The sequence below is a fragment of the Sphingomonas sp. BL-S-28 genome (assembly GCF_055521515.1).
On the sequence record NZ_CM145483.1, the window covers coordinates 1,019,359 to 1,034,199 of the forward strand.

Genomic DNA, 14,841 nt, shown 5'->3' on the forward strand with positions numbered 1-14,841 from the left:
CCCCATCGATTGCGCAGAGCTCAATGGGCCTGCGCACTCGCTTTCTCAGCTGCTGCGCGCTTCGCAAAATCGCGCCGGGCAATGAGGCCGACCGGATCGCCCTCTCCATCAATGATGAGCGTGGCGGCGAACCAGCGGCGGCCCAGGCGGCCCAGGACGGCGACCCGATCGAGATCGACCGCATCGTCCTCGCCAAGGCCTTCGTAGCGCCCGAGCCAGCGCTCCGAGATACGTGCGTCCCAGAGGAAATCGCTTTCCTCCGCTTCGATAAAGCGCTGTGCCAGGGCGCGTCCTGCGCCTTTGCCGAACTCGATTTCGAGCCCGTGAACGAGGCTGGCGAACACATCGTGATGGTTTGCGGCAATGGTGCGATCGATCTGCATGATGAAGCTCCTCGCGTGACCGTTCCCGTGACTGAGAACGACCATTCGAAGACGGGCGCCGGGCGGTCTGTCAGGGCCGCAGGGCTTTAGTCCTGCGCCGCGAAGCGGACGTGGGGGGAACCGATTTGCGAAGCAAATTGGGGGGTACCCGCGGGCCTTGATAGACTGTTCGGCGCCCGTCACACTGCACCATCTCAGACGAGCATTCTTACCTCTCCTCTGGGCACGACCTCTCAGTGGGCGTTGTGGCGAACGGCAAACAGAGGATCGCGTTCGGGAGGACGGACGGGACTTTTCCCATCTCCTTCCACCACTTCCCCACGCGTTTGCCCCGACTTGTCCTCCGGGTTCTCCACAGGGCTTGGGGCAGACTGCGAAGTGCCCACAAAGAGCGGCGGCGCTTGGGGCAAAACGGAGGTGTCACTGCCGCTTATCCCCGCAAGGTAGGCCACAGTTTCGGCGGGCAGCGGTATGCCGGACAGATACTTTTCATAGCGCGCCGGCCCGGCATTGTAGGCCGCAAACAGCCCCGGATATCCGAAGCGATCGTAGAGCAGTCTCAGGTAATATGCCCCCGCGAGAATGTTGTCGCGCGGGTTATCCGGGTCGTTGCCGAGCGACAGGCGCGTGCGCATCTCCGCCCAGGTGCCCGGCATCAGCTGCATGAGCCCGATGGCGCCTTTGGGACTGCGGATCGGTGCGCCGCCGATCTGCGTACGCCCCCTGCTCTCGGCCCAGATCACTTTCCTGACCCAGGCCGACGGCACGCCGAAACGGGACGAGGCTTCTTCGATATGGGGCTGCCAGCGCTCCAGATCCTGGGCGCAGGCAGGGGTTGCCGCGATGATCGTCGCGGCGACGATCATCGCTCTCAGCGCTCCCATAGCAGATAGGCCTGACCGATGATGTCCGAGCTGCGGCTTATCCCGAAATACCGCCCGTCGAAGGAATCCGGGCTGGCCGTCATGAGGAGGAAATACTCGCCGCGAGCGAGCACCCGGCATCCTTCCCACCGCGGCATGGGCCGTCCTTTTCCATCGTGTGCCTTGCGAACGACCAGTGGCACGCCGTCGAGGAAAATCTCGTTTCCCAGCGCGCAGATTTCCCGCCCCGGATAGCCGACGACGCGCTTTACCAGCGGTACGTTCGAGGGAAGATAGCGGCGCGAGGCGGCAAGGTCGCGCCACGGCCGGGGCATGCGGGCAATCACCATATCGCCCGGCAGGGGATCGCTTCCCGGCGATACCAGGTAGAGGCCCATCGGCGCGCTGGGACTGGCATTCCAAAGGAGGCGTGGTGCAGGCGGAAAGGCCAAGGTTGCACTCAGCAGGCTCGCCACTATGGCGATGCCGAACGTCATGGTCCGCGCCTTCCGATAACGGTCGCCCTTGGACTGCCAGGGCGACACATCGCCGCCGGGGATATCGGGCCCGTTCACAGGCGGAACGCCCGGCCGGAGTTCGCTTCGCTCCAGGCATTGAGATCGTCAATATGGTACTGGATGAAGCGGCAATGGCGGCGGAAGATGGGGCCGCCGCCGTTGCGCCGAAACTTGAGGAGCAGGCGGATCGAGATGCCGAGATAGGCTGCCGCCTGGGGCGTGTTGAGAAACGGCGATCCGCGCTTGGCAGCCCGGGCGCGATCGATCTCGTCGGAGTTTTCCATGGTGTCCCTTCCGTGCATCGGGCGACACCCAGTCGCCCTCGGGGACACTCAAATGAGGGACAATCCATGGCCCGGGCAGAGTCGGATTCGGCTATAGGCGAATTCGACTCCCCGCGTCGGTTGGCCCACGAACCGCTCTTTGCAATTGCGCCGAAGCGCCGGACTTGCCACACCGCCACGCGGGCTTGTCGACGGGGGTTATCTATGCGCGGACTATCGGTTTTTGCGGGCTTGGCAGTGTTGGCAGGCACGGGGGCAGCCCATGCCGCCGAGCCTGCGCCGCCGGCAATTCCGACTGCAATTTCGCATCTCCAAGGATGCTGGGAAGGCACCGGGGAGGTCATGAAAAAGCCGGTGACGATCGCGCTTGTCAGTAAACCGGTCGCGCTCGGCGCCATCCTGACGGTTGATGCCGAGAGCCACACCATTGCCGATCCCTCCGATCGCTATTCAGCGCATCTGGTGCTCGGCGGGGCCATGGTTCTGCCGGGAAGCGCGCCGGATCTGGTCGGCTATTGGGCGGACAGCTTCGGCGGCGCAATGACCGCTACGGGATCCGGTTCGAGCAGGCCCGACGGCTTCGACATGAGCTATCAATATGAGGACGGCGCCTTCCTCAATCGCTGGCGTTTCAATGGCGACAAGCTCACATGGCAGATTGTCTCGCAGGATCCGAAAAAGGGCGAGGAAGCGTTTGCGAGCTACACGCTCAACCGCGTGAAATGCCGCGCAAGTTGATCGCCGAGACCTTGCCGTTCCGGGCTACGAGCACGTCATATTTGATGGCGTGGCCGACCTCGAGACTCCATATTCCGGCAGCGATGACTACGGACACGTGGACGAAGAGATCGCGTCCTCCGTCATCGGGCGCTATGAAGCCATAGCCCTTTTTCGCATCGAAAAACTTGATCCGCCCGCTCGGCATCGCCCCTGCCCCCACGTTACTGAGGTTGTGCACGGTGCGGGCGAGATCAGAAATTGCACAAGTGAACACAGTTCCCCCGTATAGAGGGGGTGTCGCAAACCGGGACGGATTTTGGGCGTCAGATGTTGGAAAGCCGCTTCTCGGCGATGCCTTGAACAGCAGTCTGGAGTTCCTGCACCCGCTCGAAAGCCCAGTCCAATTCGGCATCGCCGATAGAGAATTCGGGAGAATATCGCCCCTTGATGTATGCCTGATGGAGAAGCTCGAAACACCGCCTGGCGAACTTGTCCTCGCGCGGCCAGATCGGGATCAGTTCGCGCGCGACCTCCTCGGCCCGGCTGCGAAGGAACTTGAGGTGATGCGTCCCCGGGCAATGGAGGGTCTTGACCGCTAAAACTGCCTGATAGGATTGCTCGGCGGCCTGATGAAGCTGGAACGCAGCATGGCTGTTCGCTCCCCGCGACAGTGCAAAATCCGCCGTATCGAGGAAGATCCTGGCGTTATCGAACCACTGATGGAAAAGCTGGTGTGTCTGCTGGCGAAGTTCCTCTCGGGGGAGCCTCTTCGGCATCTCGAACTGTGTCGAGCCGCACTGATAGAGCGCAATCCCCTTGCGCAGGAGGTCCACGAAAAACGGGCGTCCGTGACCAAGTTGCCGGGTGAAATCATCCAGAGAATGGACAACCAGATTTGGCAGCGCCGATATCCGCCTCGCCATCGAATATTCGCGCGCCAGCGCGTCCTTCGCCTTGTTCCAATTCGCGACTTCGTTCGCCAGACGCTCGTGGTTGACGATGACCAGGATATCGTAATCCCACGCGTGACCGTCCAGGTGATGTGCCTCCCAGTCGGCGCGCGCATAGGCGCCGTAGAGAATGACGCTCAGGATCCGGCCCCGCCGCTTCCACGGCTGTGTGGCGCGCGCAATGGCGTCCTCGAACTGCGAGAATATGATCTGCACGACCCGTTCCAGGTCGCGCTGATGCTGTTCGGGCAAGTGGTCGAGATCGGTCTTCATAGTCCCCCGGATTTGGAAAAGTCCGGTCCAGAGACGCCGATTATCGAAAACACCCCCAGCGGGACTTCTCTTTAATCCAGCGGCTTGCCCAGATGCCTCTCGCAGATCGCTTTCACTTCCACTTCGAGCAGTTCGATGCGCTCGACCAACCACTCAAGTTCGACGTCACGGATGACGTAATGCGGCGAATACCGGCCCTTCACGTAGGCCTGATAAAGCAGCTCCCAGCAGCGATTGCCGAACTTGGTATCGCGGGGCCAGACGGGGATCAGGTCGCGCGCGATGTCTTCCGCCCGGCCGCGCAGATACTTCAGGTTGTGCGACTTGGGGCTGTAGAGTTTGAGGACCAACAGCACGGTGTGGTAGAAGTTCTCGGTGGCTTGGTGGAGTTGGAACGCCGCCTGATTATTCCAGCCCTCCTTCACCCCCATTTTTCCGAATGCAAGAAATCGGCTGGCGCTCTCGAACCACTGGTTGAAGTGGTTCTCGGCTTCGATATGCGCCACCGCGCTATCGAGCGGCTTGGGCAGTTCGAACTGCTGGGCTTCGAGCTCGTAGAGCACGATGCCCTCGCGCACGACGTCGATGAAAAACGGTCGGCTGCGCGATAGCTGGAAGTTCGCGTCCGCCATCGAATGGACGGTCAGACCAACCGGCGCCGAGATCAGGTTCATGATGTCGTAGGCGCGGTTGAGGTGGTCCTTCGCCTTGCCCCAATACTCGGCCTCATCCGCAAGGCGCTCGTCGTTCACGACGACAAGGATATCGTAATCGGAATAGTACCGCCCGACAGGATCGGCGACCCAATCGCCGCGCGCATGCGAGCCGTAGAGGATCACTTTCATGATCCGGCCCTGCTTCTTCCAGCCCTGCGTCGCGAGACCGAGAACGTCCTCGAATTCGGCAAAGACGATCTCCACCACACGCTTCAGGTCCCGGCGCTTTTCTTCGGGAAGGTGATCGAGATCCGTCTTCATAATCGGCTGATTCTAGACGAGTTCGGGGTAAGAACAACACTCGTTTTGCTGCACGCACAGGAAATCCCCGCGCCGTTTTCGGCGCGGGGACCGGCTGTCAGTCTGCGGGATTCCAGATGATCGCGTAACTGTCTTCATCGTCCTTGCCGGCAGCGCGACCGAGGTTCGCGTAAAGCCGCCGGGGTCCGAATTCCGGTGCCGCCAGCGTCAGCGAGACGTAGTCGTTGCCCGAGGCCTCGCTGCGGCGCAGCCATCCGGCACCGACCTCGACGCCGGAAGACGTAACCCTGAAATCCGGCTGGGTGTCGCCGGTCTTGCGGGTATTGGGCGCGATCTCGATCTCGGCGCGGATAGAGAGTGTGCGAAGCTGACCCTTGAAGCTGCGCCCATCGCGCGTGACGTATCCGATTGCGGGCATGATAATTCTCCTTGATCTGTCGCCGCGAGAACCATTCCCGGGCGATGGGCAGACCAAAGGGACAGTCACAGCGGCGCCCGCGAACCGTGAGGCCGCAGCGTCAGCGAAGGACCGGAACCGGCGGCTTGTTTGGAGCGTCAGCGGCCGCGAGGAGCCCGCCTTGGCGGGCGGGGAAAGAAGCCGTTCGGCGATGGTTTGCGCGGGACCGCGACTGTTCCAGGTCAATGCCCCGAACCCGGAATGGACCTGGCGACCAATACGGGAACGCTGTCAAAGCCGCAGTTGGAAACGCAAAAGGCACCGACGTCGCCTCGATGGAACCTGCCTTGCTCTGTCTGAAACCGAGCCGATCAGAGGGCAACCCCGTGTCCACCCGTCGACACTCCCGAAGCGCGGGTTGAACCTTCTGCCCCCACTCGAGCTCGCAGCTTGCCGCAGAAGAGCGTCGATTTATCGCAGCAGATATGGATCGCGGCGCCCGTCGATTGGAGAATTCGCGGGTCGTTTAGTGAAGCGGGGCATTGCCCGCGCATGGAGAACGCTATGACGATCTACACGCTCAAGTTCCATAAAGACCGCCACGGCCCTGCCAAGGATATCCGGTTCGAAGCGACAGACCCAGGCGCCGCCCTCCTGTTTGCCCAGAAAGAAGCACCCGAGCGCCCCGCCGAATTGTGGGACGGCGCGCGAAAGATCTGCACGCTCACGCAGAGCGGTAGCGGTGTGTGGGAACTCAAGGCGTGATCCGCCGGTCGTCGCGCCCCGGCGCCGAACGGCCTTGGCCGGCCGGGAACTCTTCAGCGGCTGTTGCAGTTTGTCAGTCCGCAAGCGTCCGGAAGAACGATGGAGGAGAGACATGAAAATCTACACGCTGCACTTTTCGGACGATGGCGAGGGTCTCGCCAGGCGCATCGAATTCAAGGCCGAGGACCTCACCGCCGCGCTTATCATTGCCCATCGCGAGGCGAATCGAAGGACGGCTGAACTTTGGGAAGGAGCAACCAAGCTCTGCACCATTCGGCGCGAAGCGAACGAGAACGAAGTCCCTGTCTTTTCGCAGCGCCGCCAGATGGCCTGAACCTTCGCAGGCGGTCACTGTCGACGGCCGCCCTTTGGTGCGTCGGTCGGTTCGATGGTGCCCGGGATCAGTTCAGCGACGGCGCGTCACGAGGCGGGTTTCGCCGCAAAGGCTGCAGGCATCCTTGTTGCGTTCGAACCCATTAGCCCCTGCCAGTTCGCGCACAAGCTGATCGGCGTGATCAAGCGGCGAGAGTCCGAGGATCTGGTTGATGCATTCGTCGCAGATCGGATCGGGAGAGAGCCGGGAAACAAGCTTTTCGATGGTGTGAAGCGCGTCGGTCTGAATTGCAGTCATGATGTTTTTCCTGTCACCGATTGCGTGCCACCGGGATAGGACCACGGCAATGAAGTTTTGGTGTCAGCCGCGGACCCGCGCCTATCAGGGCGCGGGTCCGAGGCCGGAATTTTCCCTCGCCGCAACAAGTTGGATCGGAGGCGGATTGTTCCGCCTCCGATCATTTTTCAGGCCGCCAGCCGGTCGCCTTGCGGTCCGGCATCCTCCGTGAGGTCCTCGGGCCCCGCCCCTTCGGTTGAGCGCGAATCATAGGTTTCGCCCCAAGCCTCGCCGCCCTCCTCTTCCGCCGGTTGTCTGTCGGCTTGCATGGCCGCGCGGGCGTGCGCCTCGACCGTCCCGACTCCGCCTCGCTCGGTATAGGCGGATGGCGGAAAAGCCATCCAGCGCGGCACCCAGCCTTCGCGCTTCTCGCGCCCGCCGTTCCCCGCCAGATGATCGCGAATGATCGCGCGCAAGGTCTTGGCCTTCTCCTTGGCATTGGCCTCGGCCACCAGCTTTCCGGCCACCTCACCGACCATAGCGAGCAGGACCTCACGGTCGCGCAGCGTCTCGAGGAAGGCTTCGTCAGCCTCCCACCAATCCGCCATGGGAACACCGATGGCGAGCCCCACCGCTTCCACCGAAGGGCTCCCGGCCTCCAGCGCCTCGCCCATGACGAGCGCCAGCACGTCCATGACCTGCGCATCGGCAAGTTCGGTCAATCGAGCGAACAGGCCGCAAAGCGCGCGCAGCCCGCCCCGCATGCCATAGCCGGTCCCGCCGATCACCGTGGGTTCGTCATCCGGCAACGCCAGCTGCGCCAAAACTTCGCGCCGCCGCGCATCGAACACCGCTTCGGCGCGGCAGTTCTCGACGCTTTCCTTCACCGCATCGCTCTTGGAAACCTGCGGTTCGACCACGATCCGCCATAGCGCAGACCCGGCAATGGCGTGGGCGACCATGAGCCGCAAGGCAATGCCGGGCCGTCCCAGCAGTTCGGCACGAACGGCGGCATGACGGTGCAGGTCGATATAGGTCTGGGTGATCGAGGTCAGTTCGGGGCGGACTGCCTTTGCCATCGCTCCACCCTCTACCGCCTCGGCCTTGGCGAGCCGCGCCGCTTCTTTCGCGGAAAGATAGCCTTCGTGGATGACGACTTCGCCATTGCCGCGAACGTCCAGATAGACGCGCCCGCCCTTGCGCTTCGGGGTCTTGTCATACTCCCACGAATGGAAATGGGTTTCGGGAGGAAGGATGACGGCATCAGCCCAGCCCGCCTCGATGAAGCCCGTGCGCTTCGCCTCGATGGCGGCATTCTGGAGGTCCCAGAACGCGTCCGTCTCGGCAAAATATGCGTCTTCTCCGAAGAGGTCGGAAACCGTGGCGAGCCCGCTCGTCTCGACATCGAAGAGCGCATGGCCGGTCGGAACCGACTGCCCGCCGAACAGGAACGACTTCAGCTGAAACCCGCGCGGCGCGTAGCTGTCGGGGTCGTCGGCAAGGGCCAGCCATGCCTTCTGCTGCGATTTCGACGCCATGGTGAGATGGCGGATGGTCGCCGCGTCGATCTCTTCGGCCCGGTACATCTCGCGGATGCGGGGCAGAAGATTGCCGAGGGCAAGAATGCGCTTCACGGAGAGGTTCGGCAGACCGAAGATGAGGCCGATATCCTCGATGGATCGTCCTTCCTTGACCAGCCGGGTGAAGCAGGCCCAGCGCGAGACTTCGTCGGGATCGAGCCGGGCGATGTTCTCGATCAGCGAGGCCTCGACAGCGCTGGCATCGTCGGCATCGTCCAGCACCGCGCAAGGCAGCAAGGCCGCTTCGGGGTCCGGCTCGCCCGCCTCGGTGCAGGCGGCCAGCCTTTCCGCAGCAACGATCTGCGCGGCGTGGAAGCGGCGGCATCCCGCGACGATTTCGTAATGGCCCGGTTCACAATTGGGCCGAACGATCACCGGCTGGATCACGCCGCGCGCCCTGACGGTCGGCAGGATATCCGACACATCGGGGGCCTTGCGTGCATAGCGCATGTTCGCCTTGCTGACGGAAAGGTTGCTCAGAGCGATGAACTCGAGTTTCATGGGTAGCACTCCTATTTGAGAGTGCCGGTCCACCGGTTGGTGATGCGATACGGTGGACCGGCTTAGGATTTGACGGTGAACGACCGCCTGCGTCATCGGCCCCTCAACGGGGCAGAAGCCTGATGGCGGACGGGTCCTCGCGGGTGAGCCGGTCAAGAAGCAAAGCGGCATCGGGGATCGATCCCGCGAGACGCGCGGCCTCCGTCCAGACGGAGAGCCGGTGCCGGGTGCAAAAGCCCATATCCCGCTCGATGGTGAGCCCCATCGGCAGACGGATCGCCTCGATTTCACGAAGCGAGGAAATGCCGAGTTCAGGGCAGCCGAAACCGAGGTCCGCCAGCCCGAAGAGGGTGTCGTCATCGGCATAGATTTCGGTCACCAGCCAGACCGCACGCCCCATAGGATTGAACAGGCGGACCAGCGGCAGCGGATCGAACTTGGGGTTTTGCATGCAATGCTCGAAATTGGCCGAGAGCATCGAGCGGATGGAGCGGGAAAGGAGGGTCATGCCTCGGCCCTCCCCCCGTCATCGCAGCCGTGATCGTGGCCCTCATCGTGGCCGTCATCGGGGGCGTCTGGGTGACCGGCTTCCTCGTTCCCCGGCACGCTTGCCTCGTAGCGGGAAAGCAGCCAGTCGGCGGCTTTGCTTGCCATGCTGGCCGCGCGGAAGATCGCGCGGTTGTCCTCGCGCAGGACTTCCAGCCATGCCCCGATGTAATCGGCGTGGCGGACGGTCGGCACGATCCCGAGCGAGGCGCACAGGAATGCCGAACCCATTTCCGCGATCAGTTCCTCGCGGGCGTAGTCCTTGCTTCCGAAGCCGTTCGTCAAGTTCCGGTCGAGCCGGGAGACATGCCCGGTCGCGTGGGTCAGTTCGTGCAGCGCCGTCCGGTAGTAATTGACCTGATCGTGGAACGCGGGCTGCGGCGGCACCTGCACGAAGTCCGCACCCGGCGCATAGAAGGCCTTGTCCCCGCCGATCCGGAAATCGACACCGCTCGCGGCAATGGCGGCTTCGGCCACGGGCACGATTTCCCGCTCGGGCAGCGCTACGGGTCCGGCCATGAAATCATCCGGCAGGCCCTCGCACTGCGCGACATTGAAAACCGTGAACCTTTTCAGGAACGCAACCGAACGAGCATCCCCACCCGTCTCGCGCGCCTTGTCCTTTTCGGCCTCGGGCGTGAAGCGGTCGGCGTAGACAACGCATGTGCCCTGCTCACCCTTGCGCACATTGCCGCCAGCGCTGAGCGCTTGCCGGAAAGTCAGCCAGCCCTGCGAGGCCCAACCGCCCGGAATGACCGCGCCCCAAAGAATGAGAACATTTATCCCTGAGTATCCGCGACGGGTCAGGGCATTGATCGGAAGCCCTGCCACCGGGCCGCTGGCGGTCTCGCTGCTCCAAGGCTGCACCCATGGCACTCGGCCCTGTTCCAGCTCGGCAATGATCCGGGCCGTGACCTCGTCATAGAGCGAGGCCCGATCCGTTCCCCGACCCGTGTCCCGTGATCCCGAAGCTCCCGAGCCCGCGCCCTTCGATAGCGCGCCTCCCGATTGCGACCCCGCGCATGACGGAGCCTTGCGATTGCTGCGCATGTCTCACCTCCATACCCCGCCCCAAACCACCATGGCCTCCCCCGACGGAGCGGGGGTGGGCGGCACGGGCGACCGCAAGGCCCGCTGCAGGGCAGCGCCTGCACGCGCAGCCGGGGCCCCGATCCAACAGGATCGGGGTGGCAAGGGCCGGAGCGAAGTCGGAGGAGCCGCACGCATGTGCGGCTTGCAGGCGGTGCCGGCGGGCCTAGACGGGCGCCGAGCCCACCCGCGCTCCGAGAGGGAGGCTCAACAAAAGACGCCGCGCGCGAAAGCGCGCGTCCGCGTCACCGGTCCATCTCGATGGACCGGTCTTCTGCGCCAGCGATCCTCACCGAATGGCCGAGACCGTAAGGGCTCGGTGCCTTGCGCGCGGCCATCAAGGGCGTTCAGCCCCGCACGCAGCATAGAGCGCGGTCGCGCCGGCAGGCGCGAGGCGCCAGGCATCGCCTCAATGGCAAGACGGAATCACGACCCACAACCTCACGCAAATCGCGCCCGAGATTATAAACGCAACAGGTCGACAAACCCGATCCGATTCACGAATAACCCGATTATTTTTCATGAAATCAGAATATTGCATTTCATCGCAGCAATGTTGACTAAAGCTGAATCGCCATTCATCTTTATAACAACGAATATTCACAACAATTTAAAGGCTCGGATCGCGTAACCGGCACCGCATGAAGCGATGCCGCGGGAACGAAGGAACTGCCATGAGCACCGACCAGGCCTACGGATTCTTCCGCGAAGTCTTCCTCGACAAGACCCTCCAGGGTCAGCTCCATCACGCGCTCGCCGCCGCCTCTCCCGAGATCGTTGCCCAGATCGCCCGTGCGCGGGGCTATCAGGTCGACCCGGAAGATGTCGGCAAGGCCCTTGGCGTACCTCTGGCCGACGGCGACAAGGTCGGCAATGGCCTCGCCGAAGATCAGCCGGGCACAGGCAAGCTCGAGCGGATCGTCGAACATGTAATGGCCCGGGATTTCTGGGAACATTTCCGGCAATCGGACATCTGGAAGCGCATCGAAGTGCAATCCGGCTGGGATCCTTTCAGGGAAGCGGCGCCGTTTCGCATGACCATTCCGGGGCCCTCCTGGGTCCAGGTAATGGGCGGCCGGAACGAGAGCGGGATAGAGGAGGAAGGCCGCCCGTCGGCGGTGGATCTCTACGACAGCCTCTAGCAGGCCGCCGCCCGTGCCTCCAGCAGGACCAGTGCAGCGCCGGGTCGAATTCGTGGTGAAGGCCAGCAAGCTGTGCAACTTGCGCTGCCGGTACTGCTATGAATTCGAACATCTTGCGAGCCGCGAGCGCATGGCGCCCGAGGACCTCGAGCGCATGTATCGCCATATTGCAGATTGGCGGGAGAGCTTCGCCGCTCCGACCGCGATCGATTTCGTATGGCATGGCGGAGAACCGCTGCTCAACGGACCCGACTATTTCGCGGCGACATTCGATGCTCAGCGCGCGATCTTCGGATCGGCCACCAGCGTCCACAACACGATCCAGACCAACCTTACCCTGCTGGACGACAGCCGGATCGAACTTCTGCGCCGCTTCGACCGGGTCGGCGTGTCAATCGACCTGTTCGGGGCATTGCGCACGAACCTGCGGGGGGAGGATTCGACACGCCGCGTCCTCGCAAACATGGACCGCCTCCAGGCCGCCGGTATCGACTACGGGTGCATCACCGTGCTCTCGGCGCGCAATGCGCCGCATATCCGCAAGATCGTGCGCTTCTATCACCAGCTCGGCGTGCGCTCGGTGCGTTTGCTCTGGCTGATCGACGGTGCTTTTGAGAATCAGCACGAGGAATTCGACCTCGGTCCCGCAGAGATTGTCACCGCGCTCCAGGAGGCGTTCGAGGAACTTCGCACGCTCGGATCAGAGCTGCTGATCGAACCGCTCACCGGCTACATGCGCCAGGTGGTTCATCACCATACCCCGGGCGCCGCGCCGATGATCTACGACAAGGCAGATTGGGAAAGCGTCTTTCTCGTCGACACGAATGGCGAACTCTACAGCTACGGCAACGCCTACGAGGGCGAATTTGCGCATGGCAACGTGTTCCGCCAGCCCATGGATGAAATCCTGCGCTCGTCAGGCCATGCCCGGGCCATCGAAACTGCGGAAGCGCGCATGAACTCGATCTGCACGTCATGCCGGTTTCTCGGCAGCTGTTCGGGATATCCGATGGCCGAGGAAGCCGCGCTACAGCAGCGACGCGGTGCGCCGCTGGGCTGCAACATCGATCGGCCGATGCTTGAATATATCGAGCGGCGCCTGCAGGAGGAGCACCCGGCGGCACCGGCAATGCGGCTCCAGCCGCCATCGCTCCTGCCCGCATCGATCGCGCCGCACCACGCTCGCCCGGAACAGCTACTGCTGCAGCGCGATGTTCGGATCCGCCTCGATACGGAAAGCAGGCTCTCCCCACAGGCACGCTTTGCGCTGAGTGCAGGCACGACGGACCGGACGCCTGCAGTCGGCGATGGACCCTGCTACATTGCCGAAGCGATCGTACCGCTCCTGCCGTTCCGCCCCGCCACCGCCCGCGAAAGCGAATTGCTTCTCGCAGAGCCGGACGCCGAGTGGCAGATCGGCCGCGATATCGCGATCGTCAGAATCCCGGAATGTGTCGTCGCTCCGCTCAGCCGGGTCTTTGCCGATTTCGGGACTTCGCAAAGCCTTGCGAACTACCGCGATCACACTGCGCATCCGGACTGGCACACAGCGTATGATCTGCTCAGCGCCCATATCGCCGCCCATCACTCGCTTGATGGCGGCGAGCCGCGCGTCGTGCGCCTCGGCAGTGCCGAAACCGGCAAGACAACGGTCACCAAGGATGCCGTCAGAGGTCGAAAGGGCGAGCACTACGTCGGCATGCATGTCGATTCCTGGACAGAATCGCCGCTGGCGGAGCGAGAACGCGCGCAGAACCGCATTTGCGTCAATCTTGGGCACAGCCCCCGAAGATTCCTGTTCGTGAACCTCTCGCTGGCGCGCATGCACGCCGTCCTTCACGGGACGTTGCTTGCAGGGACAGCCTACTACGGCAGCGATCTGGGCCATGCGTTCTTGCGCGCCTTCCCGAACTATCCGGTCGTGCGCCTGACAATCGAACCAGGCGAAGCGTACATCGCTCCCACCGAGAACCTCATCCACGATGCGACCACGCTCGGCATGACCTCGCCCGATCTTGCCCTTCACATGATCGGCTTCTTCGCGCCGCAGGAGCTGGCGCAGCAAGCAAGGCGGGAGGTTGTGCCGGCCGACGCACTCTGAGGCTCCAACAGCCGCAGGACGGCCCGGCGGCGATAATCCCCCAATGCGGCACGGATGCCCGCCAGACACGCGCACCCGCGTGCAGCAGACATGGACAACCGGCTACGCGCCGTCTCCCTCGCCAACCCGGGCCACCGTCAAGTGACCGCCGACGACACCGCCCCTTCTCGCTCATGGAAACAGATTGAGCTGATCAGGATTCTCGATGCCGGGATAGTCCTCGAGCCTTTCCACGATCGACTGGGCCAGCTCCGCCGCGGCTTTAAGCCGCATGCGCTCATCGCGCATGGTGATCCCGACCCGCGCCCAGGCCGGCGCGGTCAGGATAGCCTCCGATAGCTGCTGTGGGTCGAGTCTCTCCATGACTCAAAAATAGAACATAATAGGAACGCAATGCAAGTCCCCTTGCGCGCCGTCACGCCAAGCGACATGAGCGCTGCTAGCAAAATCAGGGGGTTACATGAGCGACACATGCGGAAATTGCGCCGCGGAAATCACCAGCGGCGGGATCATCAAGGGACCCAACCGCCGGTACAGCGACCAGCAGACCCAGATCCTGAACTTCCTCTCCGGAACCAACTACACGGAAATTTGCGAGAAGTGCGGCAAGGGCGAGTACGAGGCTGCCATCTGGCAGCTCAAGGGCGAACGTCAGAAGTGCCAGGATTACATGACAGCGAACGTCGTCGATTTTCCGATGATGACGATCTCGCAAATCCCGCCCGGCGCCGATTGCAAGATCAAATCCATGGTGACCGCTAACGTGACGGTCGGCACGGGCATGTTCAGCGAACTCAGCCAGGGGTTTTCCGACATGTTCGGCGCGACCAACGTCAATTCCGGCATGGCACTGAAGGTCAACAGCGGCGAAGCGACCGCCCGCTCGATCCTGGTCACCAAGGCGATGGCAATGGGCGCCAACTGCATCATCGGTGTCGATGTCGACTACGGCACGACCGCAAACAATGCGGCCACGGTCAACATGCAGGGAACCGCTGTCGTCATTCGCAATCTCGAGGCCATCCTCGACGAGGACGTGCTGGAGAAATTCAGGCTTTTCGAGGCATCGCTGGCGCGCGCCCAGGAAATCAGCCGCTGGCTGGCCGGCGATGTCACACCTGACAGCGTGCCCGCATAGGATC

The 14,841-nt window shown here is 63.0% G+C and carries 19 protein-coding genes; 6 read left to right on the plus strand and 13 right to left on the minus strand.

Annotation, left to right across the window (positions count from 1 at the left end):
• Nucleotides 1–20 precede the first annotated feature (20 nt).
• The 4 genes from ACZ1JC_RS04360 to ACZ1JC_RS04375 all read right to left on the minus strand — a co-directional run bounded on the left by ACZ1JC_RS04360 (nt 21) and on the right by ACZ1JC_RS04375 (nt 2,048).
• Nucleotides 21–383 (minus strand): hypothetical protein, encoded by a 363-nt coding sequence (locus tag ACZ1JC_RS04360; RefSeq protein ID WP_465139140.1) that lies wholly within the window; start codon nt 381–383, stop codon nt 21–23.
• Between the two features lie 233 nt (nt 384–616).
• Nucleotides 617–1,249 carry a lytic transglycosylase domain-containing protein gene (locus tag ACZ1JC_RS04365; protein ID WP_465139139.1) on the minus strand — a complete coding sequence of 211 codons (633 nt, stop codon included), beginning with the start codon at nt 1,247–1,249 and terminating at the stop codon, nt 617–619.
• A gap of 5 nt (nt 1,250–1,254) precedes the next feature.
• Nucleotides 1,255–1,743 (minus strand): S26 family signal peptidase, encoded by a 489-nt coding sequence (locus tag ACZ1JC_RS04370; protein ID WP_465139138.1) that lies wholly within the window; start codon nt 1,741–1,743, stop codon nt 1,255–1,257.
• Nucleotides 1,744–1,817: 74 nt separating this feature from the next.
• Nucleotides 1,818–2,048 (minus strand): helix-turn-helix domain-containing protein, encoded by a 231-nt coding sequence (locus tag ACZ1JC_RS04375; protein ID WP_465139137.1) that lies wholly within the window; start codon nt 2,046–2,048, stop codon nt 1,818–1,820.
• A 342-nt stretch (nt 2,049–2,390) separates the two neighbouring features.
• On the opposite strand from ACZ1JC_RS04375, the gene ACZ1JC_RS04380 reads away from it, so the two are divergent.
• The gene (locus ACZ1JC_RS04380; protein WP_465149058.1) at nt 2,391–2,786 is read left to right on the plus strand and encodes a hypothetical protein; all 396 of its coding nucleotides are present in this window, start codon (nt 2,391–2,393) and stop codon (nt 2,784–2,786) included.
• Here ACZ1JC_RS04380 and ACZ1JC_RS04385 read toward each other — a convergent pair.
• The 4 genes from ACZ1JC_RS04385 to ACZ1JC_RS04400 form a co-directional block, all read right to left on the minus strand.
• Nucleotides 2,758–3,042, minus strand: coding sequence for a cold-shock protein (locus tag ACZ1JC_RS04385; RefSeq protein ID WP_465139135.1), 285 nt, complete (start codon nt 3,040–3,042; stop codon nt 2,758–2,760). The two genes, ACZ1JC_RS04380 and ACZ1JC_RS04385, sit on opposite strands and share 29 nt — an antisense overlap.
• A 49-nt stretch (nt 3,043–3,091) precedes the next feature.
• Nucleotides 3,092–3,991 carry a nucleotidyltransferase and HEPN domain-containing protein gene (locus ACZ1JC_RS04390; protein WP_465139134.1) on the minus strand — a complete coding sequence of 300 codons (900 nt, stop codon included), beginning with the start codon at nt 3,989–3,991 and terminating at the stop codon, nt 3,092–3,094.
• Between the two features lie 71 nt (nt 3,992–4,062).
• Complete coding sequence (locus tag ACZ1JC_RS04395; RefSeq protein ID WP_465139133.1) at nt 4,063–4,968, minus strand: HEPN domain-containing protein; 906 nt, start codon at nt 4,966–4,968, stop codon at nt 4,063–4,065.
• 97 nt (nt 4,969–5,065) lie between these two features.
• Complete coding sequence (locus ACZ1JC_RS04400) at nt 5,066–5,386, minus strand: DUF736 domain-containing protein (RefSeq protein WP_465139132.1); 321 nt, start codon at nt 5,384–5,386, stop codon at nt 5,066–5,068.
• A gap of 543 nt (nt 5,387–5,929) precedes the next feature.
• Here ACZ1JC_RS04400 and ACZ1JC_RS04405 point away from each other — a divergent pair.
• Together ACZ1JC_RS04405 and ACZ1JC_RS04410 are read left to right on the plus strand one after the other, a co-directional pair.
• Nucleotides 5,930–6,130 (plus strand): hypothetical protein, encoded by a 201-nt coding sequence (locus ACZ1JC_RS04405; RefSeq protein ID WP_465139131.1) that lies wholly within the window; start codon nt 5,930–5,932, stop codon nt 6,128–6,130.
• 112 nt (nt 6,131–6,242) lie between these two features.
• On the plus strand, nt 6,243–6,464 hold the full coding sequence (locus tag ACZ1JC_RS04410) for a hypothetical protein (protein ID WP_465139130.1): 222 nt from the start codon (nt 6,243–6,245) through the stop codon (nt 6,462–6,464).
• Between the two features lie 72 nt (nt 6,465–6,536).
• Here ACZ1JC_RS04410 and ACZ1JC_RS04415 read toward each other — a convergent pair whose 3' ends face one another.
• From ACZ1JC_RS04415 to ACZ1JC_RS04430, 4 genes are all read right to left on the minus strand, one after another.
• Nucleotides 6,537–6,761 (minus strand): hypothetical protein, encoded by a 225-nt coding sequence (locus ACZ1JC_RS04415; protein ID WP_465139129.1) that lies wholly within the window; start codon nt 6,759–6,761, stop codon nt 6,537–6,539.
• A 167-nt stretch (nt 6,762–6,928) separates the two neighbouring features.
• The gene (locus ACZ1JC_RS04420; protein ID WP_465139128.1) at nt 6,929–8,821 is read right to left on the minus strand and encodes a ParB/RepB/Spo0J family partition protein; all 1,893 of its coding nucleotides are present in this window, start codon (nt 8,819–8,821) and stop codon (nt 6,929–6,931) included.
• A gap of 103 nt (nt 8,822–8,924) precedes the next feature.
• Nucleotides 8,925–9,329 (minus strand): DUF2958 domain-containing protein, encoded by a 405-nt coding sequence (locus ACZ1JC_RS04425; protein WP_465139127.1) that lies wholly within the window; start codon nt 9,327–9,329, stop codon nt 8,925–8,927.
• On the minus strand, nt 9,326–10,417 hold the full coding sequence (locus tag ACZ1JC_RS04430; RefSeq protein WP_465139126.1) for an ArdC family protein: 1,092 nt from the start codon (nt 10,415–10,417) through the stop codon (nt 9,326–9,328). The genes ACZ1JC_RS04425 and ACZ1JC_RS04430 overlap by 4 nt, the downstream gene beginning before the upstream one ends.
• A gap of 713 nt (nt 10,418–11,130) precedes the next feature.
• Between ACZ1JC_RS04430 and ACZ1JC_RS04435 the strand changes: the two genes are divergently transcribed.
• Both ACZ1JC_RS04435 and ACZ1JC_RS04440 read left to right on the plus strand, forming a co-directional pair.
• A complete protein-coding gene (locus ACZ1JC_RS04435) occupies nt 11,131–11,598 on the plus strand; it encodes a Nif11-like leader peptide family natural product precursor (RefSeq protein WP_465139125.1) in 468 nt (155 codons plus the stop codon).
• Between the two features lie 31 nt (nt 11,599–11,629).
• Nucleotides 11,630–13,699 (plus strand): radical SAM protein, encoded by a 2,070-nt coding sequence (locus ACZ1JC_RS04440; RefSeq protein WP_465139124.1) that lies wholly within the window; start codon nt 11,630–11,632, stop codon nt 13,697–13,699.
• 171 nt (nt 13,700–13,870) lie between these two features.
• Here the strand turns inward: ACZ1JC_RS04440 and ACZ1JC_RS04445 are convergent, their stop codons facing one another.
• Nucleotides 13,871–14,062, minus strand: a complete 192-nt coding sequence (locus ACZ1JC_RS04445) for a DUF6771 family protein (protein WP_465139123.1) — start codon at nt 14,060–14,062, stop codon at nt 13,871–13,873.
• Between the two features lie 97 nt (nt 14,063–14,159).
• Here ACZ1JC_RS04445 and ACZ1JC_RS04450 point away from each other — a divergent pair, with 97 nt between their 5' ends.
• Nucleotides 14,160–14,837 (plus strand): heavy metal-binding domain-containing protein, encoded by a 678-nt coding sequence (locus ACZ1JC_RS04450; RefSeq protein WP_465139122.1) that lies wholly within the window; start codon nt 14,160–14,162, stop codon nt 14,835–14,837.
• Nucleotides 14,838–14,841 lie beyond the last annotated feature (4 nt).